Source organism: Limosilactobacillus gorillae (genome assembly GCF_001293735.1).
Lineage (GTDB): Bacteria > Bacillota > Bacilli > Lactobacillales > Lactobacillaceae > Limosilactobacillus > Limosilactobacillus gorillae.
This window is the reverse complement of record NZ_BCAH01000049.1, coordinates 1-26,169: the sequence shown is the minus strand read 5'-3', so window position 1 is coordinate 26,169 and position 26,169 is coordinate 1. Positions and strand designations below refer to the sequence as shown.

Annotated in this window: 24 protein-coding genes; 12 read left to right on the top strand and 12 right to left on the bottom strand. The window is 50.6% G+C overall.

What is annotated here, in order from left to right:
* Positions 1–3: 3 nt before the first annotated feature.
* From AOQ57_RS07910 to AOQ57_RS07900, 3 genes are read right to left on the bottom strand one after another with little or no spacing between them, the layout of a single operon-like run.
* A complete protein-coding gene (locus tag AOQ57_RS07910; RefSeq protein WP_093626854.1) occupies positions 4–1,218 on the bottom strand; it encodes a molybdopterin molybdotransferase MoeA in 1,215 nt (404 codons plus the stop codon).
* Positions 1,208–1,705, bottom strand: coding sequence for a MogA/MoaB family molybdenum cofactor biosynthesis protein (locus tag AOQ57_RS07905; RefSeq protein WP_093626852.1), 498 nt, complete (start codon positions 1,703–1,705; stop codon positions 1,208–1,210). Before AOQ57_RS07905 ends, AOQ57_RS07910 begins: the two co-directional genes overlap by 11 nt.
* A gap of 14 nt (positions 1,706–1,719) precedes the next feature.
* Positions 1,720–2,679, bottom strand: coding sequence for a HesA/MoeB/ThiF family protein (locus tag AOQ57_RS07900; protein ID WP_235789038.1), 960 nt, complete (start codon positions 2,677–2,679; stop codon positions 1,720–1,722).
* Positions 2,680–2,882: 203 nt separating this feature from the next.
* On the opposite strand from AOQ57_RS07900, the gene AOQ57_RS07895 reads away from it, so the two are divergent.
* From AOQ57_RS07895 to AOQ57_RS07870, 6 genes are all read left to right on the top strand, one after another.
* Entirely contained in the window at positions 2,883–6,545 is a 3,663-nt protein-coding gene (locus AOQ57_RS07895; RefSeq protein WP_093626870.1) for a nitrate reductase subunit alpha, read from the top strand.
* A complete protein-coding gene (narH, locus tag AOQ57_RS07890; protein ID WP_093626848.1) occupies positions 6,535–8,094 on the top strand; it encodes a nitrate reductase subunit beta in 1,560 nt (519 codons plus the stop codon). The genes AOQ57_RS07895 and narH overlap by 11 nt, the downstream gene beginning before the upstream one ends.
* Entirely contained in the window at positions 8,087–8,665 is a 579-nt protein-coding gene (gene narJ, locus AOQ57_RS07885) for a nitrate reductase molybdenum cofactor assembly chaperone (protein ID WP_093626846.1), read from the top strand. Before narH ends, narJ begins: the two co-directional genes overlap by 8 nt.
* Complete coding sequence (gene narI / locus AOQ57_RS07880; RefSeq protein WP_093626845.1) at positions 8,658–9,347, top strand: respiratory nitrate reductase subunit gamma; 690 nt, start codon at positions 8,658–8,660, stop codon at positions 9,345–9,347. Before narJ ends, narI begins: the two co-directional genes overlap by 8 nt.
* A gap of 263 nt (positions 9,348–9,610) precedes the next feature.
* Positions 9,611–10,576 (top strand): hypothetical protein, encoded by a 966-nt coding sequence (locus AOQ57_RS07875; RefSeq protein WP_093626843.1) that lies wholly within the window; start codon positions 9,611–9,613, stop codon positions 10,574–10,576.
* 9 nt (positions 10,577–10,585) lie between these two features.
* Entirely contained in the window at positions 10,586–11,014 is a 429-nt protein-coding gene (locus AOQ57_RS07870; RefSeq protein ID WP_093626841.1) for a hypothetical protein, read from the top strand.
* Positions 11,015–11,061: 47 nt separating this feature from the next.
* Here AOQ57_RS07870 and AOQ57_RS07865 read toward each other — a convergent pair whose 3' ends face one another.
* Together AOQ57_RS07865 and AOQ57_RS07860 are read right to left on the bottom strand one after the other, a co-directional pair.
* On the bottom strand, positions 11,062–11,715 hold the full coding sequence (locus AOQ57_RS07865) for an NAD(P)-dependent oxidoreductase (protein WP_093626840.1): 654 nt from the start codon (positions 11,713–11,715) through the stop codon (positions 11,062–11,064).
* Positions 11,716–11,813: 98 nt separating this feature from the next.
* Positions 11,814–13,322: a glutamate--cysteine ligase gene (locus AOQ57_RS07860; protein WP_093626838.1), complete on the bottom strand. Its 1,509-nt coding sequence runs from the start codon at positions 13,320–13,322 to the stop codon at positions 11,814–11,816.
* A 329-nt stretch (positions 13,323–13,651) separates the two neighbouring features.
* Here AOQ57_RS07860 and AOQ57_RS07855 point away from each other — a divergent pair, with 329 nt between their 5' ends.
* Both AOQ57_RS07855 and AOQ57_RS07850 read left to right on the top strand, forming a co-directional pair.
* Positions 13,652–14,197, top strand: coding sequence for a VanZ family protein (locus AOQ57_RS07855; protein ID WP_093626836.1), 546 nt, complete (start codon positions 13,652–13,654; stop codon positions 14,195–14,197).
* Positions 14,198–14,349: 152 nt separating this feature from the next.
* A complete protein-coding gene (locus tag AOQ57_RS07850; protein WP_093626834.1) occupies positions 14,350–15,537 on the top strand; it encodes a pyridoxal phosphate-dependent aminotransferase in 1,188 nt (395 codons plus the stop codon).
* A 136-nt stretch (positions 15,538–15,673) separates the two neighbouring features.
* Here AOQ57_RS07850 and AOQ57_RS07845 read toward each other — a convergent pair whose 3' ends face one another.
* From AOQ57_RS07845 to AOQ57_RS07830, 4 genes are all read right to left on the bottom strand, one after another.
* Positions 15,674–16,015 carry a Fe-S cluster assembly protein HesB gene (locus tag AOQ57_RS07845; protein ID WP_093626832.1) on the bottom strand — a complete coding sequence of 114 codons (342 nt, stop codon included), beginning with the start codon at positions 16,013–16,015 and terminating at the stop codon, positions 15,674–15,676.
* Positions 16,016–16,035: 20 nt separating this feature from the next.
* Positions 16,036–17,043, bottom strand: coding sequence for a LacI family DNA-binding transcriptional regulator (locus AOQ57_RS07840; RefSeq protein WP_093626830.1), 1,008 nt, complete (start codon positions 17,041–17,043; stop codon positions 16,036–16,038).
* A gap of 113 nt (positions 17,044–17,156) precedes the next feature.
* Positions 17,157–18,503, bottom strand: a complete 1,347-nt coding sequence (locus AOQ57_RS07835) for a gluconate:H+ symporter (RefSeq protein ID WP_093626828.1) — start codon at positions 18,501–18,503, stop codon at positions 17,157–17,159.
* A gap of 21 nt (positions 18,504–18,524) precedes the next feature.
* The gene (locus AOQ57_RS07830) at positions 18,525–20,045 is read right to left on the bottom strand and encodes a gluconokinase (RefSeq protein WP_093626826.1); all 1,521 of its coding nucleotides are present in this window, start codon (positions 20,043–20,045) and stop codon (positions 18,525–18,527) included.
* A gap of 782 nt (positions 20,046–20,827) precedes the next feature.
* On the opposite strand from AOQ57_RS07830, the gene AOQ57_RS07825 reads away from it, so the two are divergent.
* A complete protein-coding gene (locus AOQ57_RS07825; protein ID WP_093626824.1) occupies positions 20,828–21,286 on the top strand; it encodes a CopY/TcrY family copper transport repressor in 459 nt (152 codons plus the stop codon).
* Between the two features lie 197 nt (positions 21,287–21,483).
* A complete protein-coding gene (locus AOQ57_RS07820) occupies positions 21,484–22,401 on the top strand; it encodes an ROK family protein (protein WP_093626823.1) in 918 nt (305 codons plus the stop codon).
* Between the two features lie 35 nt (positions 22,402–22,436).
* Here AOQ57_RS07820 and AOQ57_RS07815 read toward each other — a convergent pair whose 3' ends face one another.
* From AOQ57_RS07815 to AOQ57_RS07805, 3 genes are all read right to left on the bottom strand, one after another.
* Entirely contained in the window at positions 22,437–24,152 is a 1,716-nt protein-coding gene (locus AOQ57_RS07815; protein WP_093626821.1) for an ABC1 kinase family protein, read from the bottom strand.
* A gap of 126 nt (positions 24,153–24,278) precedes the next feature.
* Positions 24,279–24,836, bottom strand: a complete 558-nt coding sequence (locus AOQ57_RS07810; protein WP_093626819.1) for a GNAT family N-acetyltransferase — start codon at positions 24,834–24,836, stop codon at positions 24,279–24,281.
* Between the two features lie 74 nt (positions 24,837–24,910).
* The gene (locus tag AOQ57_RS07805; protein WP_093626817.1) at positions 24,911–25,303 is read right to left on the bottom strand and encodes a VOC family protein; all 393 of its coding nucleotides are present in this window, start codon (positions 25,301–25,303) and stop codon (positions 24,911–24,913) included.
* Between the two features lie 227 nt (positions 25,304–25,530).
* Between AOQ57_RS07805 and AOQ57_RS07800 the strand changes: the two genes are divergently transcribed.
* Complete coding sequence (locus AOQ57_RS07800; protein WP_235789036.1) at positions 25,531–25,791, top strand: CrcB family protein; 261 nt, start codon at positions 25,531–25,533, stop codon at positions 25,789–25,791.
* Positions 25,788–25,937, top strand: coding sequence for a FluC/FEX family fluoride channel (locus tag AOQ57_RS08215; RefSeq protein WP_157686495.1), 150 nt, complete (start codon positions 25,788–25,790; stop codon positions 25,935–25,937). Before AOQ57_RS07800 ends, AOQ57_RS08215 begins: the two co-directional genes overlap by 4 nt.
* Positions 25,938–26,169: the final 232 nt, after the last annotated feature.

The window sequence follows — 26,169 nt, the reverse complement described above, 5'->3', positions numbered from 1 at the left end:
CGACTATTTGAATGGTAAGAGCCATGTTTCAACCTCGCTGTGTAAGGCGATGGGATCCGTTGAGTGTGGAATTGTGCAAAAACAGGTGGTTGTCTGGAGGTTAGCTAAGGACCCAGAGCGGTCGGTTCCGTTTGGGTAGACGTAGTAAGTACCATCCTTTTGCTCGAAGGTGGCACGTAGGATGCGATCAAAGCCGTTGGTCTTCGTGTATGGGGCGTTTAAGATAGCGCGCACCTTCTTGATTCGGCTGGGCATGCCCTGGTAGCGCCGAATTAATGGTTCCATGTAGAGGTAAAAGCCGGTAAAGCAAGCCCCTGGGTTGCCAGATAGGGCCATCACCAGGGTGTTAGCCTGAACGAAGGCGGTGGTCACGCTACCTGGCCGCTGCTTAATCTTGTTGAAGAGCAATTGATCAGCGCTCCGGGCGGCGTCGCCAATGAAGTCGTAGTCGCCAACGGAAACACCCCCGTCGGTGATTACAATTTCGTGACTGTTGATAGCCTCGCGGAGGGCTTCATTAATCAGATCATTGTCGTCGGGAAGCTGGATTTCTTCATCAACAATCCCGCCGCTTTCTTCCACCAAACGCTTGAGCATCGGCCCGTTGGAGTTATAGATTTTCCCCTGTTCGATTGGAGTACCTGGGGTAAGCAACTCAGAGCCCGTAGCGATAATGGCGATTCGCGGTTGCTTGTAGACAGTGACCTTTTGAATTCCAAAGGCGGTTAAAGCGGCGATTCCCCCCGGATTAATTTCTTGGGGGGCACTCATTACTTCTTGGCCCCGTTGAAAGTCGGTACCAACTTCGGTGATGTTGCTGTGTTTTTCGGTGGCTAGGACGGTAACTAGGTCACCCTCTTTTTCCCGGGTCTTTTCGATCATGATTACCTTGGCTGCCTCATCCGGGACGCAGGCTCCCGTCATAATCCGGACGGTTTGGCCTGGCTTTAATTGCCGGTCAAAAACGGCGCCGGCAGGAACTTCACCGATAACTTCGAAGTCACGGGGGAAGTTGTGGTCATCTTCTTCTAAGATGGCGTAGCCGTCAACCCCAGAGCGCCGGAAGTGGGGGTAATCGTAGGCGGCCAGGGCGGGACGGGCCAGGATCCGGTGGTTGGCGTCCTGGACAGCAATCTCCTCGGTTGAGAGGGTTAATGGAACCGCAGCCATTCGGGCTTGGGCTTCGGAAATCGAGATAGGGGTGCGTCTAGTGAGCATGGTGATGAACTTCCTTTCTAGTGGTGCTACGTTCAAAAATCAGGTGGTCAACCTCGGGTAAGATTAACTGGGTCAAAGCGGTCTGACAGGCGTTTTTAGAACCCGGCAGGCAGTAGGTCAACTGGTTATAGAAATTAAAGCCGGCAATGGCGGAAGAGGCAAGTGCCCGGGTACCAATCTCTTGAAAGGAGAGGGAGCGAAAGGCTTCGCCAAAACCTGGAATCGTTTGGGCAAGGAGCGGGCGGATGGCGGAAATAGTTACGTCCCTTCTGGCAACCCCGGTCCCCCCGTTGATAATTAACAGATCGGCGCCCATCAATTCTTGACTTAGGTAGGCGGCCTGGATCTGAACACGGTCGTCCTTAATAATCCGGTGGTCGACTACGGCGATGGTGTGTTCTTCAAGCAGGCGGGCGATTAAATGCCCGCTCTGGTCTTCTTTAAGTGAGCGACTATCGGAAACGGTAAGAATGGTTGCTTTTAACATAAAAACTCCCTTCGTTAACGATTGAGAATGTGGCTGGTAACCGCTAAAAAGCGGTCAAACTGGTTTTGGGCGTCGTCAAGGTTTGGGGCGCCATATAAGAGAAGGCGGCCACTTTGAAAGGCCGACAGTTCATTGTCGTTAAAGGTAAAGCGGATAAACTTAGGGTTTTTAGCGACTTCAATCTTGCGGTCAACTAACCAGTTGGCGAGCTCGTTAAGGTCCAGTTGGGTGGTCAAGTCCAGCATGTAGGTGTTGCTGCCGCATAGACTACGGACCTGAGTGCTTGGTGTTTGTTCAACTACGATTTGATTGGCTGTGCAGACTGGGCAGGTGGGCCGTTTTTGGATCTGAAACTTGGTGAAGTCCATCCCCCAGGAATCAATTGTTATCAGCTGGTCGTAGGCAATGCTCGTTGGATCGACCAGGTAGTGAAGTGCCAGGCTAACTTGGCTACTGGCCACGAGGGGAATCAAGGGGGTGGTAACCCCGATTAAGTCGCAATCAGTGGCCTTTAGATCTTCTAGGTTAGGGAAGACGTCATTTAAACAGGGCCCCTTGGCCGGGTCGATCAGCATTACGTTGCCAAAGTTTCCGGCGCAAGAGCCAAAGACGTAGGTAAAGCCCAGCTGGCAGGCCATCCGGTTGATTAAGTCCCGTGCCTGGTAGTTATCCAAACAGTCAACAACGAGGTCGTAGTTAAGCTCGGTTAGCAGCTCAACGGAAAGGGGGGCTGGCAAGGCCTGGACCTCAACCTCATGATTGATCCTGTGCAGGTGTTCTCTAGCGGCTAACACCTTTAGATGTTTCTTGTGGACGTCTTCTTCATTAAAGAGCGCTTGGCGTTGGAGGTTGGTTAAGGAAACTTGGTCGGGATCAATTAAGATTAACTTCTTAACCCCGGTGCGGGCAAGCTGCATGGCAACGTAGCTTCCTAAGGCACCACACCCTGCAATTAAGACGGTGGCTTGGCGGATGTTTTTTTGACCGGCGTTTCCAATGGTGGCAACCCGGCGTTGGCGGTCATAGCGGTCGATGGTTTCCGCCTCCTTTATTTAAAATATAGGACTTTCCCTAGTCGTAGTATAGCAATTCTAGTGCTAGTGTTGGTATTAGGGAAATGGCTTACTTTGTCAGTGCAATGTTGGGCCAAGTAAATTACTTAGGAGGGATTAAAGTGATTAAGTCACGCTTTTTTCATAAGGTTGAAAAGTTCAACGGGACCTTCACGCAGCTTGAAGAAAACTCCCGGCGCTGGGAAAAGCTTTACCGTCAACGTTGGGCCCACGATAAGGTTGTTCGGACAACCCACGGGGTTAACTGTACGGGATCTTGTAGCTGGAACGTCTACGTTAAACAGGGGGTAATCACTTGGGAACACCAAGCCACCGATTACCCATCGTGTGGGGCTAACATCCCTGGGTATGAACCACGGGGCTGTCCGCGAGGGGCCAGCTTCTCTTGGTATGAATATAGTCCCGTTCGAATCAAGTACCCGTACGTTCGGGGACGGTTATGGAAGCTGTGGGAAGAGGCCAAAGCCAGCCATGAAAGTCCGGTTGATGCCTGGGCTTCAATCGTTGAGGACCCTGAAAAGGCGGCCGAGTACAAGTCGGCTCGTGGCCACGGGGGAATGGTGCGAGTTCACCGTGCTGAGGCGCTCGAGTTAATCTCGGCCTCATTAATCTACACAATTAAGAACTATGGACCGGATCGGATTGCCGGTTTTACCCCCATTCCGGCCATGTCAATGATTTCATTTGGTGCCGGGGCCCGTTTCTTATCCCTGTTAGGTGGGGAAATGCTATCCTTTTACGACTGGTATGCCGACCTGCCGCCGGCTTCCCCACAGGTTTGGGGGGAACAAACTGACGTGCCTGAATCGGCTGACTGGTACAACTCTTCTTACATCATCATGTGGGGGTCCAACATTCCGCTGACCCGGACGCCGGATGCCCACTTCATGACTGAGGTTCGCTACAAGGGAACCAAGATTGTGGCCGTCAGCCCGGACTACGCCGAGAACGTTAAGTTTGCCGATGATTGGCTGGCACCTGAACCGGGGAGTGACTCCGCGGTTGCCCAGGGGATGACCTACGTCATTTTAAATGAATTCTACCAAAAGCGCCACGAACAGCAATTTATCAACTACTCTAAGCAGTATTCTGATTTGCCATTCATGGTGGAACTGGTTGCTTCGACGGCCCAAAATGGCCACTTAACTTCGGGGCATTACGTCCGGATCAATGATTTAACCAGTGACGCCGTTACCAATGCCGATTGGAAGACGGTCGTTTATGACACTAGGTCCAATCAATACGTGGTTCCAAACGGAACGCTGGGCCAAGACTACGATGCCGACACCCCGTGGAACCTGGAATTAAAAGATATGGCTGGCAACCCAATTGACCCGGCCATGTCCGTTGAGGATCAGGCTACCCCAACCAAGGAAGTTGTAATCGACTTCCCGGCCTTTTCTAACGAGGGAAACTCGGTGGTTGCCCGCCACATTCCGGTGCAAGAAGTGACCTTTGCCGATGGTTCAGTTCACCTTTTAACCACGGTTTACGACCTGATGATGGCGCAGTACGGGATTAAGCGGCGCTCAGATGATGAATTGGCCGCTGAAGACGAAAACGATGCCGACTCCTTCTTTACGCCAGCTTGGCAGGAACAATACACTGGGGTTAAGAAGGAATTGGTCACCCAAATTGCCCGCGAATTTGCTCAGAACGCCCTGGACACCGGTGGTAAGTCGATGGTCATCATGGGTGGTGGGGTTAACCACTGGTTTAACGCTGATATGAATTACCGGACGATCATTAACCTCTTGATGCTGTGTGGTTGTGTCGGCGTTCAAGGTGGTGGCTGGGCTCACTACGTTGGACAAGAAAAGCTTCGGCCCCAAGAAGGGTGGGCTAACATTACCTTTGCCAATGATTGGCATAAGGGTGGCGCTCGCCAGCAACAGGGGACGACCTGGTATTACTTTGCTACTGACCAGTGGCGCTACGAAGAGATGGATAACCAGAAGCAGTACTCACCGGTATATAAGGGTGCTCACCGTTACTTAAACAACGCTGATTATGTTCAAATGGCGATTCGACTGGGCTGGCTTCCGTCATACCCGCAGTTTGACCGGAATTCGCTATCCTTTGTCGATGATTATCAAACTAAGGACATCCAGGAAATCTCCAAGCGGGTGGTTGAAGAATTAAAAGCCGGAACGCTCCACTTTGCTGCTGAAGACCCAGATGCCAAGCGAAACCAACCAAAGAACTTCTTCCTGTGGCGTTCCAACCTCTTCGCCTCCTCGGGTAAGGGGGCTGAGTACTTCATGAAGCACCTCTTGGGGGCTGAAAATGGACTTCTGGCCAAGGCCAATACCCGCCTCAAGCCGGAATCGATGGTTTGGCATGATGAGGAAACGACTGGGAAGCTGGATCTGGTGGTTGACATGGATTTCCGGATGGTTTCAACGGCCATGTACTCAGACGTGGTACTGCCGGCGGCCACTTGGTACGAAAAAGAAGATCTCTCTTCAACCGATATGCACCCCTTCATTCACCCCTTCAACAAGGCAATCAGCCCAATGTGGGAATCACGGTCCGATTGGCAACAGTTTAGGCTGCTGGCTAAGACCTTCACCGAGATGGCTAAGAAGTACCTGCCAGAAACCGGTTATGATTTAAAGACTCAGCCACTAGGGCACGGAACCCCGGGTGAAATTGGTCAACCACTGGGGGAAATCAAGGACTGGAAAAAAGGTGAATGTGAACCGATTCCGGGTAAGACAATGCCGTCATTGTCAATTATCGAACGGAACTTCCACCATGTTTACGATCAATTCGTTGCTTTAGGACCAAACGTGGCCGCTAACTACGGCTACGATGTTACCCCAGAACTAGCTGAGTTAAAGGATGAATTGGGAACGCACCTGGACGGCTACAACGCTGGCCTACCAAAACTAGACGAAGACACCAATGTTTGTGAAGCTATCTTACGTCTGTCAACCGCCTCTAATGGTCGCCTGGCCGACCTTGGCTGGCAAAACCGGGAAAAGGCCTCCGGTCAAATGTTAACTGATATTGGTCGTGGCCACGCCGAAGACAAGATGACCTTCCAAAGTATTACGGCCCAGCCACAAGAGGCCTACCCAACCCCAATTGGGACGTCGGCAAAGCATAATGGTGACCGTTACTCAGCCTTCTCCTTAAACGTTGAACGCCTTCAACCGTGGGAGACGTTGACCGGTCGTCAGCAATTCTACGTGGACCACGAAATCTTCCTCGACTTTGGGGAAGGGCTGGCCACCTTCAAACCGTCCTTACCACCGCAAGTGATGGGACCAGGGGACGTTGAGGTTGTACCGGCGGAAAAAGAAGTTACCCTGCGTTACATGACGCCGCACGGGAAGTGGAACATTCACACCATGTACTACGACAACTTGGAAATGCTGACCCTCTTTAGAGGAGGGCCAACAGTCTGGATGAGCCCGCAAGATGCCGATAAGATCGACGTAAAAGACAACGACTGGATTGAGTTGTATAACCGGAACGGGGTTGTCACGGCCCGGGCGGTTGTCTCCCACCGGATGCCAAAGGGATCCTTGTACATGTACCATGCCCAAGACAACGAAATTTACGAGCCACTGTCAACGATTACGGGGAACCGGGGGGGCTCACACAATGCCCCAACCCAGATCCACGTCAAGCCGACCCACATGGTGGGGGGCTACGGTCAGCTATCTTATGGTTGGAACTACTATGGACCAACGGGGAACCAGCGTGACTTGTACGCAAACGTCAGAAAATTAGAGAGGGTGAACTGGAATGAAGATTAAAGCACAAATCGGGATGGTCTTAAACCTTGATAAGTGTATTGGTTGTCATACCTGTTCGGTTACCTGTAAAAACACTTGGACCAACCGGCCCGGGGCCGAATACATGTGGTTTAACAACGTTGAGACCAAGCCCGGTGTCGGTTATCCAAAGCGTTGGGAAGACGAAGAACACTACCACGGTGGTTGGACGCTAAATTCCAAGGGAAAGTTGGAATTAAAGGCTGGTAACAAGTTGAACAAGATTGCCCTAGGGAAGATCTTTTACAACAACGACATGCCGGAATTAGACAACTACTACGAACCGTGGACGTATGATTACAAAACCCTCTTTGGCCCGGAGAAAAAACACCAACCTGTTGCCCGGCCAAAGTCACAAATCACCGGTTTGGACATGGAATTGACCACTGGACCGAATTGGGATGATGACCTGGCGGGGTCGACGGAATACGTTAACCAGGACCCAAACATGCAAAAGATCGAGTCCGACATCAAGAAAAACTTTGAGCAGGCCTTCATGGTTTACCTGCCGCGCCTTTGTGAGCACTGCTTAAACGCTCCGTGCGTGGCCTCTTGTCCTTCAGGGGCCATGTACAAGCGTGACGAAGACGGAATCGTTTTGGTCGACCAGGAGCGGTGCCGGGGATGGCGGTTCTGCATGTCTGGTTGCCCCTATAAGAAGGTCTACTTTAACTGGAAGACTCATAAGGCCGAAAAATGTACCTTCTGTTACCCGCGGATCGAAGAGGGGCTGCCAACCGTCTGTGCTGAAACATGCGTCGGCCGGATCCGCTACATTGGGGCAATGCTTTATGATGCCGATCGGGTTGAGGAGGCTGCCTCAACGCCGGACGAAGCAAAGCTTTACGAAGCACAACTGGACCTTTTCTTGGACCCTAATGATCCAGAAATTGTGGCCCAAGCCTTAAAGGACGGTATTTCTGAGGAAATGATCGAAGCGGCCCAGAAGTCACCGATCTACCGGATGGCGGTGGAAGAAAAAATTGCCTTCCCGCTGCACCCCGAATACCGGACGATGCCAATGGTTTGGTATATTCCGCCACTGTCACCAGTGATGTCCTACTTTGAAGGGCGTGATTCGATGAAGAACCCTGAAATGATCTTCCCGGGCATTGACCAGATGCGGGTACCAGTGGAATACTTGGCTAACCTCTTAACTGGGGGAAATGTACCGGTTATCAAACAGGCCCTCTACAAGTTGGCAATGATGCGCTTGTACATGCGGGCTAAGACGGCTGGTCGAGACTTTGACACCGAGAAACTGGCAAAGGTTGACCTGACAGAAACTTCTGCCACCTCCTTGTATCGGCTGTTGGCGATTGCCAAGTACGAAGACCGCTTCGTAATTCCACAATCCAATAAGTCCCAGTTTGAAGACGCACAATCCGAACAGGGAACCCTTGGATACGATGAGTGCGCAGGTTGTGCCTTGGCGCCGCAACACTCCAGCATGTTCAAGAAGGCGGAAGCAGGGGAATCCACGAATCAGATTTACGCAGAAAGCTTCTACGGGGGGATTTGGCGTGATTAATTTTACCAAGCTCAACCAGCTTAAGGATGTCTTCATCGCCCTTTCGCGTCTGTTAGACTATCCGGACCAAGAAACCTTTGCCCCGGAATTTAGGCGGGCCCTGACGACTAATCCGGCCCTAACCCCGGATCAACAGGCGATCTTTGGTGAACTGTTTGACCAGTTAAACCAGGGAACCCTACTGGAACAGGAGAGTCATTTTGCCAGCCTGTTTGAGATGAACCGGCGCTACACTCTTTATATGTCCTATTACAAAATGACTGACTCCCGTGAGCGGGGGACGATCATTGCCAAACTTAAAATGATGTACGAAATGTTTGGCGTGGCAGAGAGCACAAGTGAGCTAGCGGATTACTTGCCAATGCTACTGGAGTTCTTTGCCTATGGTGACTTCATGGATGACCAGCGCCAGGGCGATCTTCAGCTGGCCCTTGGGGTGATTGAAGACGGAACCTACTCCCTTCTTCAAAACGCCCTGCCTGATGCTGATGATCCGTATATGCAACTAATCAAAGCGGTACGGGAACTGATTCGTTCCTGCATTGAAACGGAGGCGAACACACATGCATAACGCTTGGGCCCACCTACTGTGGGTTTATTACCCTTACCTAATGCTGGCGTCCTTTTTCTTTGGGACCTTCATTCGGTTTAAGTACTTTCACGCGACGATCACAGCCAAGTCAAGCGAAATCTTTGAGAAAAAGAAATTAATGATTGGGAGTATCCTCTTTCACGTTGGGATTATCCTAGCCTTTTTTGGCCACTGCCTCGGGATGTTAGTTCCCCAGGCCTGGACCGACTATTTTGGTATTACTGAGCACATGTACCACATGTTTGGTTCCCTAATGATGGGGATTCCAGCTGGTAGTTTGGCCTGGATTGGGATGGCGATTCTGACCTGGCGGCGGATGACTGTTGCACGGGTTTACAAGACCTCGACCAAGAACGATATCATGGTCGACTGGGTCTTGCTGATCACGATTACGCTGGGGATGTCCTGCACGATTTACGGGGCCTTCATTGACTTCAACTACCGGCAGTCAATCGGTCCGTGGGTACGTAGCCTGTTCACCCTTAACCCACAGTGGCAGTTAATGCTTAATGTACCACTGATTTACCGGATTCACGTTTTAGCCGGGTTCTTTGTTTTTGGCTACTTCCCGTACACCCGCTTGGTTCACGCCTTAACCCTACCGTGGCAGTACATGTTCCGACGCTTCATTGTTTACCGGCGGCGGACTAAGGTGGCCTAGTAGCCTAACAGTTTGCTTTAGTGGGATGGACCCGGTATTTCTTACGACAAAAAAGACGCCAATCTTTGCCAACTCCTCATGAGATGGGAGTTGAAAAAGATCAAGGGCGCGACTGGGCACAATTAAGGCTTCGACCGGAATGAGTCGAAGCCTTTTTCGATACCAAATTTTAGGTTTGAATTAACCGCACGGCCTTTTTACGGTAAAACCCTGATGGGAAAGCGGGGGGATGCTTGTTAAGCTAGAACAAAAGGGGGCACACCATGACAGAATTTAATTACCAACTCAACCCGGTTCAGTCAGACCCGAGCGGTCACTATGACTTTCAAAACGTGTTTGATTTCCCGGACTTTGTTGAGATGCGACCGATATTACGGGCGGCCGTCCGCGAAGTAGCCAAGGAGGCCTTTAACGAGCCGGTCCTGCCGGTTCAAATTGAACGAATGGCCACGGCCCTTGAAGAACAATTAGAGCGTTCAACCCGTAAGTACGAGCGACAGGCGGGTTATTACCCTAACCAACTAAAGGAAAAAAACGAGCTGACGCGCCTGTTTACCCACGTCCTACAGGTCATTTCGGCTCGTGATGAGATTGACCAGGAAATTGAAGATGTTATTTACGCCGTCAACCAGACCCGGTTATCAATCGTGGGGTTACCTAAGCTAGAGGGGGAGGGGCCTTTGTACTCCCCGGATCAAGATCAAGAGCTCCTGCCGGGGACCTATTACTACCTGGTGGCTAAGGAATTGGCTCGTCCCTACTTGAAGGAACCCAATGGCCAGCTGGTACCGGAAAATGTTACCAAAAAAGGGCGTGAACTGGTATTGCACCTAACGACCTATGCTTACCGGGATTGGGACGCCTACCTAACCCACCAGTACGATGAGCAGCATGCCATTGAAAACCAAAAGGGGCTTACCAACCGGGAGTATTATGATCGCTTGGAGGAAAATGAGCGCCGTTATGCCGATCACGCTTACGCCGATGTTTTGGCTGACCTATTTGGTGACCTTACGGACCTGTTAGTTCCAACCTACTGCGACCACCTTACCATCATGGGGACCAATGTAGAGGAGATCTTTAACCGGGCTCCGCTGGTCCGGCTTCAGTTCACTCAGAAGCTACGGGAACGCTTTTTAGTCGATGAACAAGGGGTTGAACACGTCATGGATCAGCCCTTGAAAGATATTGCCCAAAAGTATGACTTTTACCGGGCCAACTTCTGTTAGGAGAAAATTATGCGCTTAAAAGATGTGATTACCCCAGAGATGAAACTGGGACGCCCCGACTTTGAAAATACAGTTTTCATGCTAAATAACCCGCTCACTAAGCTAAACCTTGACCACTTTGCCATGCAGGAAAATTTATTGCCTCAACCACTGGACGAGGTGGCCTATGCCATGCCAGCCTACCTATCTGATGAGTATAACCTTTTCTTTGTCTACGCTCCTAACATGCGTGGGCGCTGGTCAATCTCGTGCTCACAGGTCCAGATTGCAAACGGGACAGACGTGGTGGCCATGAGTAACGTGGTGCCAATGGGAACCGGGCTCAACGCCGTTAATCAAATTAGCGCTTCGGCGGCCATTGAGCTGATTGCTTACCTTAAAACCCTTGAGGTCAACCGGCTTGGCTACTTTGACGAAGACATCTGGAAGACGATGTAAAAATAAAATCCCCCAACCGCTTTCTCAAAGATCGGTTGGGGGATTCTTTAGGCGTTGGCTACTGTGAAGCGTTCGCGGTGGTGGGATGGATGGAGGATTTCATCGACGATTACCTTAGCCATCGTACCAGCGGTGGTGTAGGATTCGCCCGCCGCGTTTTTCAGCAGGTGGTCCTTGCCAACCAGGATTTTAGCGCTGGCAGCGCCGGGTTTAAAGGTCAGGGAAGGCGAAATTCCCACCCAATCGACGTCGGTAACGGTGCGTAAGTAGTCGAGTTCAACTTTTTGCCCCTCGGGAATGGCAATCCAAGCTGCCGCCCCGGGGGTTTTTTTGATGTCTTCAATTACCAGGTGGTTATCGGCACCGTCTAAGAGTGAACCAGCCCCTAGCACGATCAAGAGTCGTTGATTGCCAGTAAGCCGGTGAACCAAGTGGGCAGCAAGCTGCTTATGGTTGTCCGCGTCAGCTGGACTGGTTGAAAAGGCATTCACCACTACGTCAAAGCTAGCCAGTTCATCCTTGGAGAGGGTTAGGGCGTCTTGTTCAATTACCTTGACGTCTTCTCCCAACCGCTGCTTGGCCTTATCGGCATGACGAACCTGAGCAACAACGTCTAAGCCGGCCCCTGTGGCGGCCTGGTAAATTTCTTGGCCGGCCATCCCAGTCGCTCCGATCAGTAATACTTTAGTCATGGTGATCATCCTTTCGTAAGTGCATTTACCTTAATTATAGGGAGTATTCCCCAGACTTCAATTGAAAAGCCAGTGCTTTGGTGCCTTCCGCTCAACAGCAGGGGAAGTTAATTGATCTGGCCAACCGAGTCGGTATAGTTAGCCAATTCTTTAAAGGTGGTTAAGACAAAGCTATAGGCGTCTTGTTCATCGCTGAAGTCGTGGTCCAAACGGTAGGTTTCATGGTGGTTGCCTAAGGTGAGGGTAAAGGAATCGACCCTAACCGTAACCTTAATGCCAACTTCAATTGCCACCCGGACCACTTTTTGGGCGTCGGTAGGGTAGGCAGCAATCATCGACTGGAGGGGCTTTTTCATGGCTGAATACCACTCGTGTCGACTATTGGCGATCTTAAGCCCGTAGGACAGGAGGCTCCCGCCAAAGTCAAGCTTATCAATCAGCTGACCACCAATCGTGAGGCGGGGGTCATCGAGCCGGCGTCGGGCAAAGAGGAGGGCGTCGTGATATTCTTTGGGGGCTTGGTAGTCAGTCACGAAGGCTGCAAGCCGATCTAAGAGGGCCAACCCCCGTTCCTTAGTCCAATTAAACTCCTCGTGGGGGTGCTGAAGGGCGACGGCTTGGTTGCGTCGGTTAGCATCATCGAGGTCGAAGTCGTCGGCGGATTGTTCAACTAGCCAGTAGGCTAAAAAGACCTCTAAGAAATTGAGGGTGTCGTTTGAGATCCCGGCTCGAGAAAGCGGGTCAAGGTCAAAGGAGCGAAATTCGAGCCGCTCACAGCCGTTTTCCCTTATGTCCGCTAAGGTAGCACCCTGGCTCTTCAAGCGGACCGGACCGTAAAATTCGTGTAGGGAATAAAAACGCCCCTGGTCGACGTAGTCTTGAAGCTGATTGATCTGATCCTCAAAAGAGGAGTAGGTGATTGTTTCATCTGGGAAGTTGGTGTAGCCAAAGTCGCTGCTGCGTAAGCTCCGGACTGGGAATTTGATGTCAGTGGGCATTCCCTTTAAGGGGTTAGCCAGGACGGGGCTAGCGCCAAAGAGGTAGGTAAACAGCCAGCGATAGGCTATAAAAGCCTGGGCTAAGCGGAAGTAAAGCTGGTTTTGAAACTGGGCCCGGCTGGTGGCGATGCTATTCTCAAATAAAGCCTCAATTAGATCCCGATGCAAAGAGAAATTGACGTGGACGCCAGCAATTAGTTCGCGGGCGGTTCCGTACTTTTCACCCAGGTAGTCATGGTAAGTGGCCATCCACTGGCGGGTGTTGAAGTGGCTGGCAAAGGCGAGGTCATCGTCAGATAAGGGCGCCATTAAAGAGAGGGGCCAGATCCGCTCGTCTGCTTCCAGGTGATCATTGACGATCTGTTGGAGGTATTTAAGGTTTTGGACCGCTGCTGTACCGCCCTGAACTGGGGGCGCAGCCAATTCAAACATGTTATCGCAAAAATCAGTTTTTAAATATGGGTGGTGCCGTCGGGAACGAAAGGCTGTTGGGTAAGGGTGGCGGCTTATCTTCCCGTTCGTTAAGACTCGGTGCTCTTCGACTTCGAGGCCGAAAAAGCCGCTGAAAAGCTGGGCTTGCAGGTGTTGATCGTTAATAATGGCTGGTATAGTTGACATTTAATCACCCTCTCATATAACGTTTGAAACGTATTATACAAGTCTCACTATGATTTCACCATCAACTTCTCGAAATGATTGACCATCCCAATTGGATTCGGTACAATCAAAAGATTAATGAAAGGCGGTGGCAACGTGATTAAGTGGATTGTGCTTCTCCTTACACTCTTTGTACTGGGGTCGTGGCTTGGCATGCAAATTAGTCGACGTAAATAAGTTGTAAGTAATATAAGAAAGCGTAACGATCGGTGTAAATAGTGGTTAAGTTAAACCGGGTCGCTATAATGGAAATAATAACTTAAAGAGAAGAACGTGAGAGGGGGAAGAGTATGATCTATCAACGTTGGTTGCCACTGGCAACGCTACTTCTAATCCTGGGGGCGCTTTACTGGGGGGAGATTACCAGTCAGCGCTGGAAGACGGCCCAGTGGATCACCGTTAGCTCCGGCTTTTTTTACTTAGCCGTGGTGATTTGGCTAACCTTTTACCCAACTGGGCTTCCCTTTTGCCTGGGCCTTGATAAGCCCCTCTTTCACTTCATGACCGTCTCCTATAACTTGCATCCACTGGCCTACGTCGACGCCGAATTTTTCGCCAATATCTTACTGACGGTACCGCTGGGGGTTTACCTTTACCTGGCCAAGTCCCGACTTAATTTGCTTAGCCTATTCTTGATCAGCATCATACCGGGGTTGATGATTGAATCGTGTCAGCTAGTGGCCGACTTGGCCGTTAACTTAAACCGCGTTGTCGATATTGACGACGTGATCAGCAACACCTGCGGGGTTCTAGTGGGTTACCTAGTTGTTAAGTTATTTGACCACACCCCCTTAACCCACCTCGTCAAACCATTTGCACTCCAACGCAACAACTAATAAGACCATGACAAAATCGTTATGGTCTTTTTTTGAATATGACAACGCCCTAATTTTATCCCCGGCTGGTGACAAAAGATGGTATAATTTGGGCATAAAACTATTTATTTGTTCGTATTTTGCTGTCTAAAAACCAGAAGGAATGATTAATTGTGGAATTATCAGAACGGATCGCCAACATTCAACCATCAGCCACTCTTGCCTTTTCCAACCGGGCCAAGGAGATGACCGCCCAGGGAATCGACGTCTTAAACCTGGCGGTTGGTCAACCCGACTTTAAGACCCCTGACTACATCGGCTACGCTGCCATCAAGGCAATTGAAGACCACCAGGTTGACGGCTACACGGCTGCTACTGGGATTACCCCACTAAAAAAAGCAATTGTTGATCACGTCAATGCACGACACGGCACTGACTTTGCCGACCGCGACATTGTGATTACTAACGGGGCCAAGTTTGCCCTGTATGCCGTTGTTCAAGCCCTGTTAAACCCAGGGGATGAGGTCGTTATCCCGTTGCCGTACTGGGTGTCTTATGGTGAACAAGTTAAGTTAGCGGGGGCCAAGCTCGCCTTGGCCCGTCCTAGCAAGGGGCTAAAGGTGACGGTCGCAGACCTCGAAAGGGTCCGGACTGAAAGGACCAAGATGCTGGTCTTAAATAACCCGAATAACCCGAGCGGGGAGGTCTTTACCAAGGAAGAACTGACCGCAATTGCTAACTGGGCCGTTGAGCACGATCTGATCATCTTAGCTGACGACATATACGGCGACCTGGTTTACAATGGGACCAAGTTTACCTCCGTTCTGGACCTGAGTGAAGAAGTAATCGCCCATACCGTCTTGGTTAACGGCTTCTCCAAGTCCTACGCCATGACCGGCTGGCGGGTTGGTTACGCCCTGGCGCCAAGGAAGGTGGCCAAGGCTCTGGGTGCCTATCTAAGCCAGGTTAGTTCTAACATTGCCGCCGTCAGCCAGTACGCTGCCTTGGCCGCTTTAACCGACCCGCGGGGGGAGGAGACCGTGGAAGAGATGCGCCAGACCTATGAAGAACGGCTTAATACGATCGTACCATTGATTAATGACCTCCCGGGAGTTCACGTTGAAAAGGCAGCCGGGGCTTTTTACCTTTTCCCGGATGTCTCAGAGGCCGTTAAACTAACTGGTTTTAAGACAACGGATGAATTTGTAAACGGGGTTTTGGAAGAGGCGCACGTTTCGATCGTACCGGGGAAGGCCTTTGGTATGGATGGCCACGTGCGGCTATCCTACGCTGCCGACTTAGCAACCCTCAAGAAGGCGCTCCAACGGATCAAAGACTTCATTGAACAATACCAACAATAATAAAGAATTAGGGCGGTGACGTGAGAACGTTACGGCTTTTTTATTGAGGGGCTTATAACAAGCAGATATTTACTTTAACTTCACACCAAAAAACAACAACTAAAAAAACCGATGCCTTCAGACACCGGAAGCTCTATTACATTAAAAACTTTTCGTAGTCAATGGTAGCGGCGGCATTAACGTCATTACCAACAAAGGTAAAGGTTAGTCCATCTGCAGGGGTAAAATCAACGGTTACCTTACGGCCAATGAAAAACCATTCATCCTCAAAGTTAATATGAAAGTTAATTTCGCCCACAGTGTCTTTAGCAACGACACGGTCGGGATGGTTATCGATGGCGTAAAGCTGATGTGGACCATGGACGACTGGGTGGTGATTGTTAGAATCCGGATAAAATTTAACCCCGTCACCGGCTTTTAACTTAAGTTCCTTCACTAATTGCTCGGCGGCGGCCTTTGTAACGCTCAACTTAATCATTATGTTTCCTCCCGCTAATTTTACAGTGACAACCGGTCAATGGTGGTAACCGGTAGGAAGGTCGTATGGTTAGTTAGGGTTTTTGTCTGTAATTGCTCTAAGAGGTTGGTGGCGGCCATGTTACCCATTAATTCCATATCCTGGCGGAGTAAAAAGATCCCGTCATCACTAACGTAGCGTGACCACTCCCAGTCGTCAAAGGAGACCAGGCCAACGTCCTTAGGGAACGTGAGGCCAAGCTCTTTGAAGACATCCAAGAGGTCAAACAAAACGGGGCCCATTAAGGAAATAATGACTGTTCGCCCAGTCAAAGTTGCTAACCGGTGAGAAAGCGCGGCTCGCAACCAGGACTTGTCGTGGCCTTTGGTTTCAATGTTGTGATAGGTCAAGCCGAAGTCACGGCATGCCTTTTGAAAGCCGGCAATCCGGGGGATTTGACCGGACGCCTCGGCAAAGTGGGCCGAAACGGTAATGATATTTTGGTAGCCTCGTTCAACGAGGGTAGGCCCCAGGTGGTAGCAGGCGTCTTGATTGGCGGAAGTAACCCGCCCCACGGTAGCCGGTTGGTCTGGGACTTCCCGGTCTACGAGAACCAAGGGAATGTTGGCATCGGTCAGGGCTTGAAACTGACTGAATTGAATGGCGCTTGGCTGGGCGATGACGCCGTCAACTTGTTGGGCGATGAAACGTTGCAGGGCCCGTGCCTCAGTGGTCGTCGAGTTGTCAGCGTTCATCAAGAGAATGTCGTAACCAGCCCCTTGTAAAACATCGTAGATTCCCTTGGAAAGAAGGGATGAGAAGGGGTTAGAGATTTCACCGACCAAAACGCCTACCAGGTGGCTCTCACTTTGGCGTAACTTTTGTGCCGAAGCAGAGGGAGCGTAGTTAAGGCGGGTAATTGTCGCAGCCACCCGTTCCTTGGTTACTTCTCCCATTTTTTCAAAGTGCCCGTTTAAATAGCGAGAAACCGTCGTGGTTGAAACTCCCGCTTCCCGGGCGACATCGGTAATTGTTAACCGTCGTACCATGCAACTCCTCCTTAAAAAGCTAATAATTTTAGTATAGCAAGTTGGATAAGGAGCGACAAATTAAAAAAGGAGGGACCGAAGGAACTACGGTCTCTCCTTAATTTATACTTTGACTAGACTAAAAAGAGCGACATGGCGTAAACCGTGGCTAACCCAGCTAGTGATAGTACGGAGGTTAAGGTTGACCAGGAAAGGAAGGTTTCCTTCAGGGAAAGGCCAAAGTATTCCTTGATCATCCAGAAACCAGCGTCGTTAACGTGGTCACAGAAGACAGACCCTGCACCAACGGCTAACACCATCAGGGCGGACATGGCAGAGCCGTGACCGAATTGCTGAGCCATTGGGGCGATCAGGCCTGCGGCCGTCATTGCGGAAACTGTTGAGGAACCAAGGGAAACCCGTAGGATAGCTGTAATTAACCAGGCCGCAAAGATAGGGGAGAGGTTGGTGTGGGCAAACAGAGTTGAAACGTAGTTAGAAACCCCACCGTCAACTAGGACCTGCTTGAAGGCCCCGCCACCACCGATAATTAAGAGCATCATGGCAATTTGCTTAACGGAGGTAACCATTGATTCGGAGATCTCATCCATTTTCTTGTTACGTTTGATCCCCATCGTGTAAACGGCAAACAGCATTGATAAGAGCATCGCAGCATCCGGCGCCCCGACAAACTGAATTACCTGGTTGATAACGTTATTTTTGGGCAGGATGAAGGAGCACACCGTAGCAATGATGATTAAAATCACTGGCATCATGGCGGTCAAAACGGAGATTCCAAACCCTGGTGTTTCTTCGAGCTTGAAAGTCTTGTAGTGGCCTAAAACAGAAATATCAATGTCTTTGCGGTAAACCTTTGGGTATACCCGTTGCAGAACCCAGTTAAAGACCGGCCCGGCAATGATGATGGTTGGGATGGCAGCAATGATTCCGAGTAAGAGGACGTGACCAATTTCGGAGCCGAGGATTTCCGTGATCGCCGTTGGCGCCGGGTGTGGCGGCAAGAAGGCATGGGTAACGTTCAGGGTGGCTGCCATCGGGACCCCGAGGTACATTAGCGGCATATCTAGTTCACGGGCGATGATGAAGATGATTGGCAAGACAACAACCAGACCAACTTCAAAGAACAGGGCTAAACCAATGATGAAGGAGGCCAGGATAACGGCTAATTGAATCCAGCGGCGCCCAAATTTATTAATTAACGTGGTTGAAATTCGGTAACCACCACCTGAATCGGAAACGAGCTTCCCGAGCATGGAACCAAACCCGAAAATGATGGCTAAGTGTCCTAATTGGCCCCCAATCCCCGTTTCAATCGTGGTTGGAATTTTAGCCACCGGGATCTGAAGGAGCAAAGCGACGACAAACGAAGTAATAACCAGGGAAACAAAGGTGTTAAGCTTCAGCTTGACGATCATGAAGATCAAAAGGATGACGCCAAGTAAGACAATTAATAACGGCATGAGATTAATCCTCCTAAATGATTAAGCTTCCTGCAGGTTAGCGATGGTGGAGTAGGCGGGGGCGAGTAAGCCTTCGACTTGTTGGAAGATGGGAAGGTATTTTTGGTAAGTGGCGACGTTTGCTTGGTCGGGCTCGTATGAAGAAACCGAACTAACCAATTTGGTAACGGCGCTCAGGTCATCAACCATCCCCAGCGAAACCATTGCCATCACAACCGCACCTAGGCACCCGGATTCAAAAGAATGCGGGATGTTGACGGGGCAGTTTAAGATATCTGCCAACATCTGTCGCCAAACTGTGGAGTTGGCAAACCCACCGGTGGCGGTGACGGTCCGCGGTTCACCAACTAAATCACGAACGGCGGCAAAGACGGTTGCGATGTTCATGTTGATTCCTTCCATCACGGCCCGGAGCATGTCGGCGCGGGTATGGAGCTGGGAGAGACCAAAAAAGCTTCCGCGGGCGTTGGCGTCCCAAATTGGGGCCCGTTCACCACCTAAGAAGGGGTGGAACAAGAGGCCGTGCGCTCCGGCCGGGACCGAGGCAATGACCTGGCTAGCCAGGTCATAAGCATTGGTTCGTTCGTTTTGTACTGCTGAGACATCAACCAGGTGCTTGACTGCCCATTGAAAGACATCCCCTCCGTTATTCAGGGGTCCGCCAACAACCCAGAGGCCGTTGTCAACGGCGTAACAGAAGAGGCGTTGCTGTGGATCAATGACTGGATGATCGGTCACCACCCGGATGGCCGCCGAAGTCCCAATTGTGATGGCGACGGTGTCCTTTTTAATTGCCCCGACCCCTAAGTTGGATAACGCACCATCGAATGCTCCGTAAATAAAGGGGGTTTTGGCAGGAATGTTCATGGCGGCCACAGCTTCAGGCGTTAAGCCGATTTCCTGGGTAGTTCCGCTCACGACCTCGGGAAGCTGATCCTTTGTAACCCCAGTTAATTCCAAGGCTGTTGGATCCCAATCACCGGTGGTAATGTTTAGCATCCCGGTGCAAGAGGCGATCGAAATGTCAAACTTGAAGACCCCAAACAGCTTCCAGAACAGGTAGGACTTAATATCACCAAAGTAGGCAGCCTTATCCATCAGTTCGGGGTGACTTTTTTTAAGCCACAAGAGCTTGGTCAGTGGTGACATCGGGTGAAGCGGGGTCCCGGTGCTAGCGAAAAGCTGTTTACCAACCGGCATTCGTTTCAGTTGATCAGCAACCTCCTTGGCCCGGGTATCGGCCCAGGTCAGTGCCCGGGTTAGGGGACGGTGCTCCTTGTCTAATAGGATCAAACTCTGGTTGGCGGAAGAAAAGGAAACGGCCAGGAGCTTTCCTTGGTGCAGGTCCGCAGTGGCTGCGGCCTGCCTGATTACTTCTTCAACGGCACGAACTAAGGCGTCAGGATCTTGCTCGGCCATCCCGGTAGCGTCCCGATAAAGGGAGTAGCCCTGCTTAAAATCTCGAAGTACGTTTGCTTGCTGATCATATAAAACGGCCTTCGTGGAAGTCGTTCCAACGTCAACACCAATCAAATAGTCCATTAATCTTATCCTCCTTAACAAGAGCAGTAAATGTAAGCGCTCTGGTTTATCGATACACCAATATTAAATGACTTTGAAAACGCTGTCAATACCTATACCAGCCTTTTTAGGAAAAGGATTTCCTAAAAACTAGAAATGGGATTAATAAATATCTAATTTGTTCCTATTTATATATCCCTTTTTGGCAGGTAAGACTCCTGTTCTATTAGTTTGGGATTTTAGGCATAGAAAAAAGGCTCTGACCTTTTACAGTCAAAGCCTTGCTTCTGTCACCAATGCAATATTAAGCTACACCATACCGCCCGTTTGAACCTGCATTATTTCGAGTAGGTACTCAAGCTCGTTGCCTTAATGGCGCAGGTTGAATGAGTGGGTTAAGGTTGCAATGATTAAGGCGACGAAGGTGATAATTGCGATTGCGTTACTCATTGTTGACATCATGATAACCACTCCTTTTTTTGTAAAACCATGTTTCTTTTCACGTTCATGATAACAAAGTTAACCAGGAGCGGCGATAATATTCGGCTAAGTTTCTCGTGAGAAGCTCCTGAGCAGAAACCAACACAATTTTCATTAAGATATCTTTATTAGAGTAGGGATATGGACGGTCTTAATTGAAAAAGAAGCGCCCCTCTTTTAAAAATTGGAACGATCCAAAGAACGGCGTTAGACAATTAACCATCATTAAAACGTTAAAGATTGACGCTAGTTCAACTGGATGGTTAAGTAAAGTTGACGGAGTACGGTTACACTTGTAAACTATTTAAGAAAGGGGGACCCAAATGAACGGAGAAATGGATATTAGTCCGGCTGAGTGGCGGGTGATGCGGGTTGCGTGGACCTTGGGCCAGGTGACCAGCACGCAGGTAATTGAAGTCTTGACCAAGCGGGTCGACTGGAAGCCGGCTACAATCAAGACGCTTTTACGGCGGCTGGTGAAAAAGGGCGCCCTTAAAACCATTCAGGAGGGCCGCGGTTTTCTTTATACGCCTCTAATTCCGGAGCAAAAATCAATGGACCAGGCTGTCGATCAGCTCTTCGATGCCATGTGTCAGATGCGGGCCGGTAAGACGATTACCCACCTGTTGGAGCGGTCAACTTTGGCACAGGAAGACATCGCCACCATGCAAAGGATTCTTGCCGAAAAGGCGCGGACGGCCCCAGCCCAAGTACCGTGTGACTGTGTACCGGGGATGGCCGATGAAGCGTGTTGTGCGACCGAACATAATCAAATTAGTTAGCAAAAGTAAGCAGGTCCCTGAAGCTGGACGAAAAATCCAACTTTGGGGGCTTTTTGATGGGGTTGGTTAAGGTAATTCTAACGGCCGCCTAGTTAGTACCAAGCAGAAAAACATGCTTACTATGAGAACCTTCTTTTGTTTGTAAGCGCAAACAAGCTATAATAGTAGAAACAGAAAATGAAGGGAAATGGTAAGTAATGGAACACCGTTATTTCAGCATTGACATTGGGGGAACGGCAATTAAGTACGCCCACTTTGATCACGGAGGCAAGATGCAAGATCACGGACGCGTCTTAACCCCCGACAACCGAGCAGACTTTATCAAAGTGCTTGACCGGTTAGTCGGTAAGCAAGAGAAGTCGGTGGTGGGAATCGGTGTCAGCGTTCCCGGAATTGTTAACCCCATGGAGTCGACCGTTACTTTTACTGGGGTCCTCAGCTTCATGGGGACGGTTGACCTAGCCAGCCACATCCGTCAAGTCAGTGGTTGTCCGGTTTTCATTGGTAATGATGCTAATTGCGCAACCCTTGCTGAACTGTGGCAGGGACAGCTTAAGGGCGTAAAAAATGGGGCCGTGGTTACTTTAGGAACCTCGATTGGCGGGGGGATCGTAATCGATGGGCGCCTGAAGACCGGGCGTAACTTTAAAGCCGGCCAGCTGAGCGCAATGGGAACCGATTTTGATCAACCATCCCGTGAGTCGACAGTTGGCGCCACCACTTCGGCTGTTGACATGCTTAGAAGGATTGCGAAAGCTTGTAATCTCAAGGATCCTAATGATGGCTGGGCAGCCTTTGAGTTAATTAATGAGGGTGACGAACGGGCCCAGCCAATCTTTACGTCCTTTTGCAGGCGGGTTGCCCTAACCATGATCAATCTGCAGGCGGTCTTGGATCTCGACCGAATCTTGCTGGGAGGCGGAATCAGCGGCCAGCCCGTTTTGATTACTGAAGTTAATGACCAGTTTGAATCCCTCTTAAACCAGGATCCCCGCCTGATGGCCGGTGTGACGAAGCCGGAGATCGTGGCGGCCCACTTTGGTAACCAAGCTAATCTGTATGGTGCTCTAGATGGGCTCTTGATGCACCTCAACCATGAATTTACGCAATACTAAATCAACTACTCAGCCATTCATGACCGAGTCACGTGCTACCGATGAAAACGCCGCCAGGTATTGGCGATCACCAGGCAGATCAGAATCAAGATGGCAATCAAATAACCGCTGACCCCGAGCCGGTAGATGCCGGGGTGGTTGGTGCCGCCGACGACGAGGATCGAGGAGGCCAGAATCACGGCGGCCAGGACGATTACGGTTAAGAGTCGGTTGAGCATCCCCTCCAGCCGGCCCATGAGCTTGTCTTGGCCCTGGTAGTGAAGGTTAAGGCGTTGCTCGCCGTTGGTCAGTTGATCCAAGAAGGTTGCCGTTTTAATTGGGATGCTGGTGGTGGCCCCAATGGCCCGCAGGAGCTTCAAGGCTTGGCCCTCGGTGAAGCGCTTGGCGTTGAAGTGGTCCATGAAGTACTGCTTAGCAAAGGGACGGGCAATGTCCATTAACGAAATGGTTGGGTCTAGCTTGGCGACCGTCCCTTCCAGGGTCCCGAAGGCCCGTAGCAGCATCGTAACTTCCGGCTTGACCTGAAGGTGATTTCTCTTACACAGGTTAGTGACTTCAAAGATCATCTTGGAAAAGTCGTAGTCTTTAAGGCCGGTGGTCAGGTAGGGGCGCAGGAAGTTGGCCAGTTCGTGATTAAATGCTTGTTCGTCGACCGGCCCAGTCTGGTTGCAAATCCCCAGAATGGCCTGGCTGATCTGGTAGTTGTCCTTGCTGGTGATGGCCACAATCACCTGGGCGATCCCCTGGGCTAGGCTGGCCGGCAGGGTTCCCATCATCCCGAAATCTAAGTAGACCAGCCGGTAGGGCGGTAGGGGTGTTTGATTTTCAACCTTGAGACTTAGATCACCAAACTGCCTTTCAAAGCGGGTTTGGGTCTGGCTGTCCCCCGGGGCTACTGGTAAGAAGAAAAGGTTACCCGGGTGGGGATCGGCGTGAAAGAAGTGGTCGGAAAAGACCTCTTGAATGAAATTTTTAACGAGTGAACGGGCAACGCCCTTACGGACTTCGTTCAATGGGAGACCTGCCGGCAGGGGAACGGTGGGCGGGTCAGCCAACAGGCCCTTAATTGAATCACCTGGCATTAGCTGGGTAACCAGGATTCGATTTGAGGAAAGCTGGGGGTAAACTCTAGGCACCAAGAAAATTCTCCGCCCGTTATTGAGGTCGTAAAAGCGCTGGGTTGCCTTGGCCTCAATCGTCAAGTCGATTTCGGAGCGCAACGACTGAGTGAGTTGGTCAACAACCTGGGGCAAGTCGACAACGCTCTCTTCACTTGGAACGTACTTGAGGAGGCGGACTGCCCGGTTGAAGAGGGCTAAGTCAACCTCAACTAACTGACGGACGTCGGGGTGTTGCACCTTGACCACGACCGGAGTTCCGTCGGTAAGGTGGGCCTTGTGGCATTGGCCGATGGAGGCCGAGGCAAAGGGGACCTCCTCAAAGTCGGCAAACAACTCCTCAATTGTCTGGCCAGTAGAGTCTTCGATTGTCTGCTTAACGGTAGCGAAGTCGTCTTCTTGAACCTGATCTTGCAGAGCCTGCAAAGCGGTAATGTAGGTTGGGGAAACCAGGTCGGGACGGGTGGAAAGCAACTGACCCAGTTTAATGAAGGTGGGGCCGAGTTCTTGCAGGGCTGCCACCACCACCTCCGGATTTGTTTGGTGGTAGAAGTTAGCTAGGAAGTGATTTTTACCGATTACGTTGATGATTTGGCGCAGACGCTTGGGTACTGAAACAGGTTGGGTCGCCATTGAAAGCCCTCCTTTTCAAAGGATTATTACTGCTTCTATTATAACTGACATATCCTGGTAGCGCCCTTAATCTTTGGGTAAACAAAACCGGCCGCGCACGGTAAAGTGCACGGCCGGTTTCATTTGTTACTTAAGGTTTAGTTCGTAAACGTTGCGCAGGTCATCTGGCGTTGGGCCAGTGTAAACCTTGCCCCGCTTAACGAAGCCGAAGTTTTGGACCAGGTTGTGAACCCGGTCGTTCTTGTCATGGGTGGCGATCCGGAAGTTCCGGATCCCTTGGGCGTAGGCCACGGAGATCATGGCCGCCATGATGTAGTTGGCAAAGTGACGCCCCCGGTAAGCGGAGTCGATCGCCACCCGGTGAATGGTGGCAAAGGGGTGGCCAGGCATGGCCCATTGACCATCGACAATGTAGTTATAGTGGGTATCTCCCTGAGGCATCAGGGTAACGGTGCCGGCAATCCGGTCACCCGCGATTAGCAAGTAACAGTTCCCAAACTCGATGTCTTGTTGAAAGGTTAAGCGGGTTGGGTAGCCGTTTTGCCACTGTTCGCTACCATCGGCCTTTAGAAGGGCGCGGGCATCTTCAACGATCTCCCAGATCCGATCTAAATCTTCCAGCGTTGCCTTGCGGATGTAAGTAGCCTCAGTTGCGCGGGCAGTTTGTTTCATGGTTACTACCATTAGTAACACCTCGTTTCTCAAAAAGTCACGAAATCCATTATAGCGAGGTCCTCCCCGCTTGAATAGAGCTAAATTTATTTATTTTCGTAGACGGCGATTTCGATTAGGTTTTGATCGGGATCACGTAAGTAAACGGAGGTCATTTTCCCCTCAGACCCGTTCTTTTCGAGCGGGCCGGCCACGACATCAACGAAGTAGGACCGCAGGTGGTGAACAATGGCATCCATATCATCCCCAGCGACCAGGCACAGGTCAGCGGTACCGGGGATCAGCTTTGAAGCAACCAAGGCCCCTTTTCGATCAACCTTTTCCAAGCGGATCAGCTGGTGGCCGCACCGTAACGTGACGACGTCATCCGTTGTTTGTTGATCGAGCACGGGCATATCAAACACCTCATGGTAAAAACGGCGGGCGGCATCGAGGTTTGCTACCGGCAATACCACATGGTCAATTCTGCGCATTTTCATTGATCCATTCCCTCTTTTCTATTTTTTCCAAATATAATTATACTTGTGCTTTTAAGTGCTTGACAATCAAATTATTCCTACTTATCGTTAGAATCTGATTAGATTAACGGAGGGTGAATGAATGAAAAACGGGAGCGCCGTTCTGGTGGGCGGTTTTATCGGGGGAAGTATGCGGGCGGCATTGGGCCTTTTGCTTACTGGCCCCCCTGGCAACCCTGGCCGTCAACTTGGCAGGGACGTTTGTACTGAGTTTTTGGACTTACTGGGGAATCAAACGAGGGGGGTGCCCAACTTGGTTTAACCTGGGGTTGGGGACCGGACTAATCGGTGCCTTCACCACCTTTTCAACGATGAGCACTACCACGGTAAAACTCATGCAAGCATCCCCGCTGATCGGGATCTTGTACCTTACAGCCACCGCCTTGGGCGGGCTATTAATGGCTGGCCTGGGTCTTTGGCTAGCGAAGAAAGTGGGCGAGCGGGCATGATGTTAATTGGAATTGGAGCCGGGCTGGGCGCCTGGCTCCGCTGGCAAATTACTAGCTTTTGGAAGAAGCGGGGTATCAACTGGCCGGTAGCGACACTCTTAATCAATTTAGCGGGGGCCTTGTTACTGGGTTACTTGATTCATTGATATATTATGGGCTGGATACCCGTCACTTTAGTGATGGGAGGAAAGCCCCCACTCAAGCACCTACGGTGCTTCTTTTTTTGACCTTTTCCCTTTCTTTTTGCACATCTAAATATGATATAATAGATGTATGAAGAAAGTGAGGTGAACCTAATGCAGCAAGCTGTTACTATCAAGTGCAAATTAAAGTTACAGTCATCACTAGATGAAGCGGTTTTAGTTAAATCCTTAGAAC

Bases quoted from the DNA above. Each gene is read 5' to 3' on its own strand.
- AOQ57_RS07910 (WP_093626854.1), bottom strand. From the start codon at position 1,218: ATGCTCACTAGACGCACCCCTATCTCGATTTCCGAAGCCCAAGCCCGA.
- AOQ57_RS07905 (WP_093626852.1), bottom strand. From the start codon at position 1,705: ATGTTAAAAGCAACCATTCTTACCGTTTCCGATAGTCGCTCACTTAAA.
- narH (WP_093626848.1), top strand. From the start codon at position 6,535: ATGAAGATTAAAGCACAAATCGGGATGGTCTTAAACCTTGATAAGTGT.
- narI (WP_093626845.1), top strand. From the start codon at position 8,658: ATGCATAACGCTTGGGCCCACCTACTGTGGGTTTATTACCCTTACCTA.
- AOQ57_RS07875 (WP_093626843.1), top strand. From the start codon at position 9,611: ATGACAGAATTTAATTACCAACTCAACCCGGTTCAGTCAGACCCGAGC.
- AOQ57_RS07870 (WP_093626841.1), top strand. From the start codon at position 10,586: ATGCGCTTAAAAGATGTGATTACCCCAGAGATGAAACTGGGACGCCCC.
- AOQ57_RS07865 (WP_093626840.1), bottom strand. From the start codon at position 11,715: ATGATCACCATGACTAAAGTATTACTGATCGGAGCGACTGGGATGGCC.
- AOQ57_RS07860 (WP_093626838.1), bottom strand. From the start codon at position 13,322: ATGTCAACTATACCAGCCATTATTAACGATCAACACCTGCAAGCCCAG.
- AOQ57_RS07855 (WP_093626836.1), top strand. From the start codon at position 13,652: ATGATCTATCAACGTTGGTTGCCACTGGCAACGCTACTTCTAATCCTG.
- AOQ57_RS07845 (WP_093626832.1), bottom strand. From the start codon at position 16,015: ATGATTAAGTTGAGCGTTACAAAGGCCGCCGCCGAGCAATTAGTGAAG.
- AOQ57_RS07840 (WP_093626830.1), bottom strand. From the start codon at position 17,043: ATGGTACGACGGTTAACAATTACCGATGTCGCCCGGGAAGCGGGAGTT.
- AOQ57_RS07835 (WP_093626828.1), bottom strand. From the start codon at position 18,503: ATGCCGTTATTAATTGTCTTACTTGGCGTCATCCTTTTGATCTTCATG.
- AOQ57_RS07830 (WP_093626826.1), bottom strand. From the start codon at position 20,045: ATGGACTATTTGATTGGTGTTGACGTTGGAACGACTTCCACGAAGGCC.
- AOQ57_RS07825 (WP_093626824.1), top strand. From the start codon at position 20,828: ATGAACGGAGAAATGGATATTAGTCCGGCTGAGTGGCGGGTGATGCGG.
- AOQ57_RS07820 (WP_093626823.1), top strand. From the start codon at position 21,484: ATGGAACACCGTTATTTCAGCATTGACATTGGGGGAACGGCAATTAAG.
- AOQ57_RS07815 (WP_093626821.1), bottom strand. From the start codon at position 24,152: ATGGCGACCCAACCTGTTTCAGTACCCAAGCGTCTGCGCCAAATCATC.
- AOQ57_RS07810 (WP_093626819.1), bottom strand. From the start codon at position 24,836: ATGGTAGTAACCATGAAACAAACTGCCCGCGCAACTGAGGCTACTTAC.
- AOQ57_RS07805 (WP_093626817.1), bottom strand. From the start codon at position 25,303: ATGAAAATGCGCAGAATTGACCATGTGGTATTGCCGGTAGCAAACCTC.
- AOQ57_RS08215 (WP_157686495.1), top strand. From the start codon at position 25,788: ATGATGTTAATTGGAATTGGAGCCGGGCTGGGCGCCTGGCTCCGCTGG.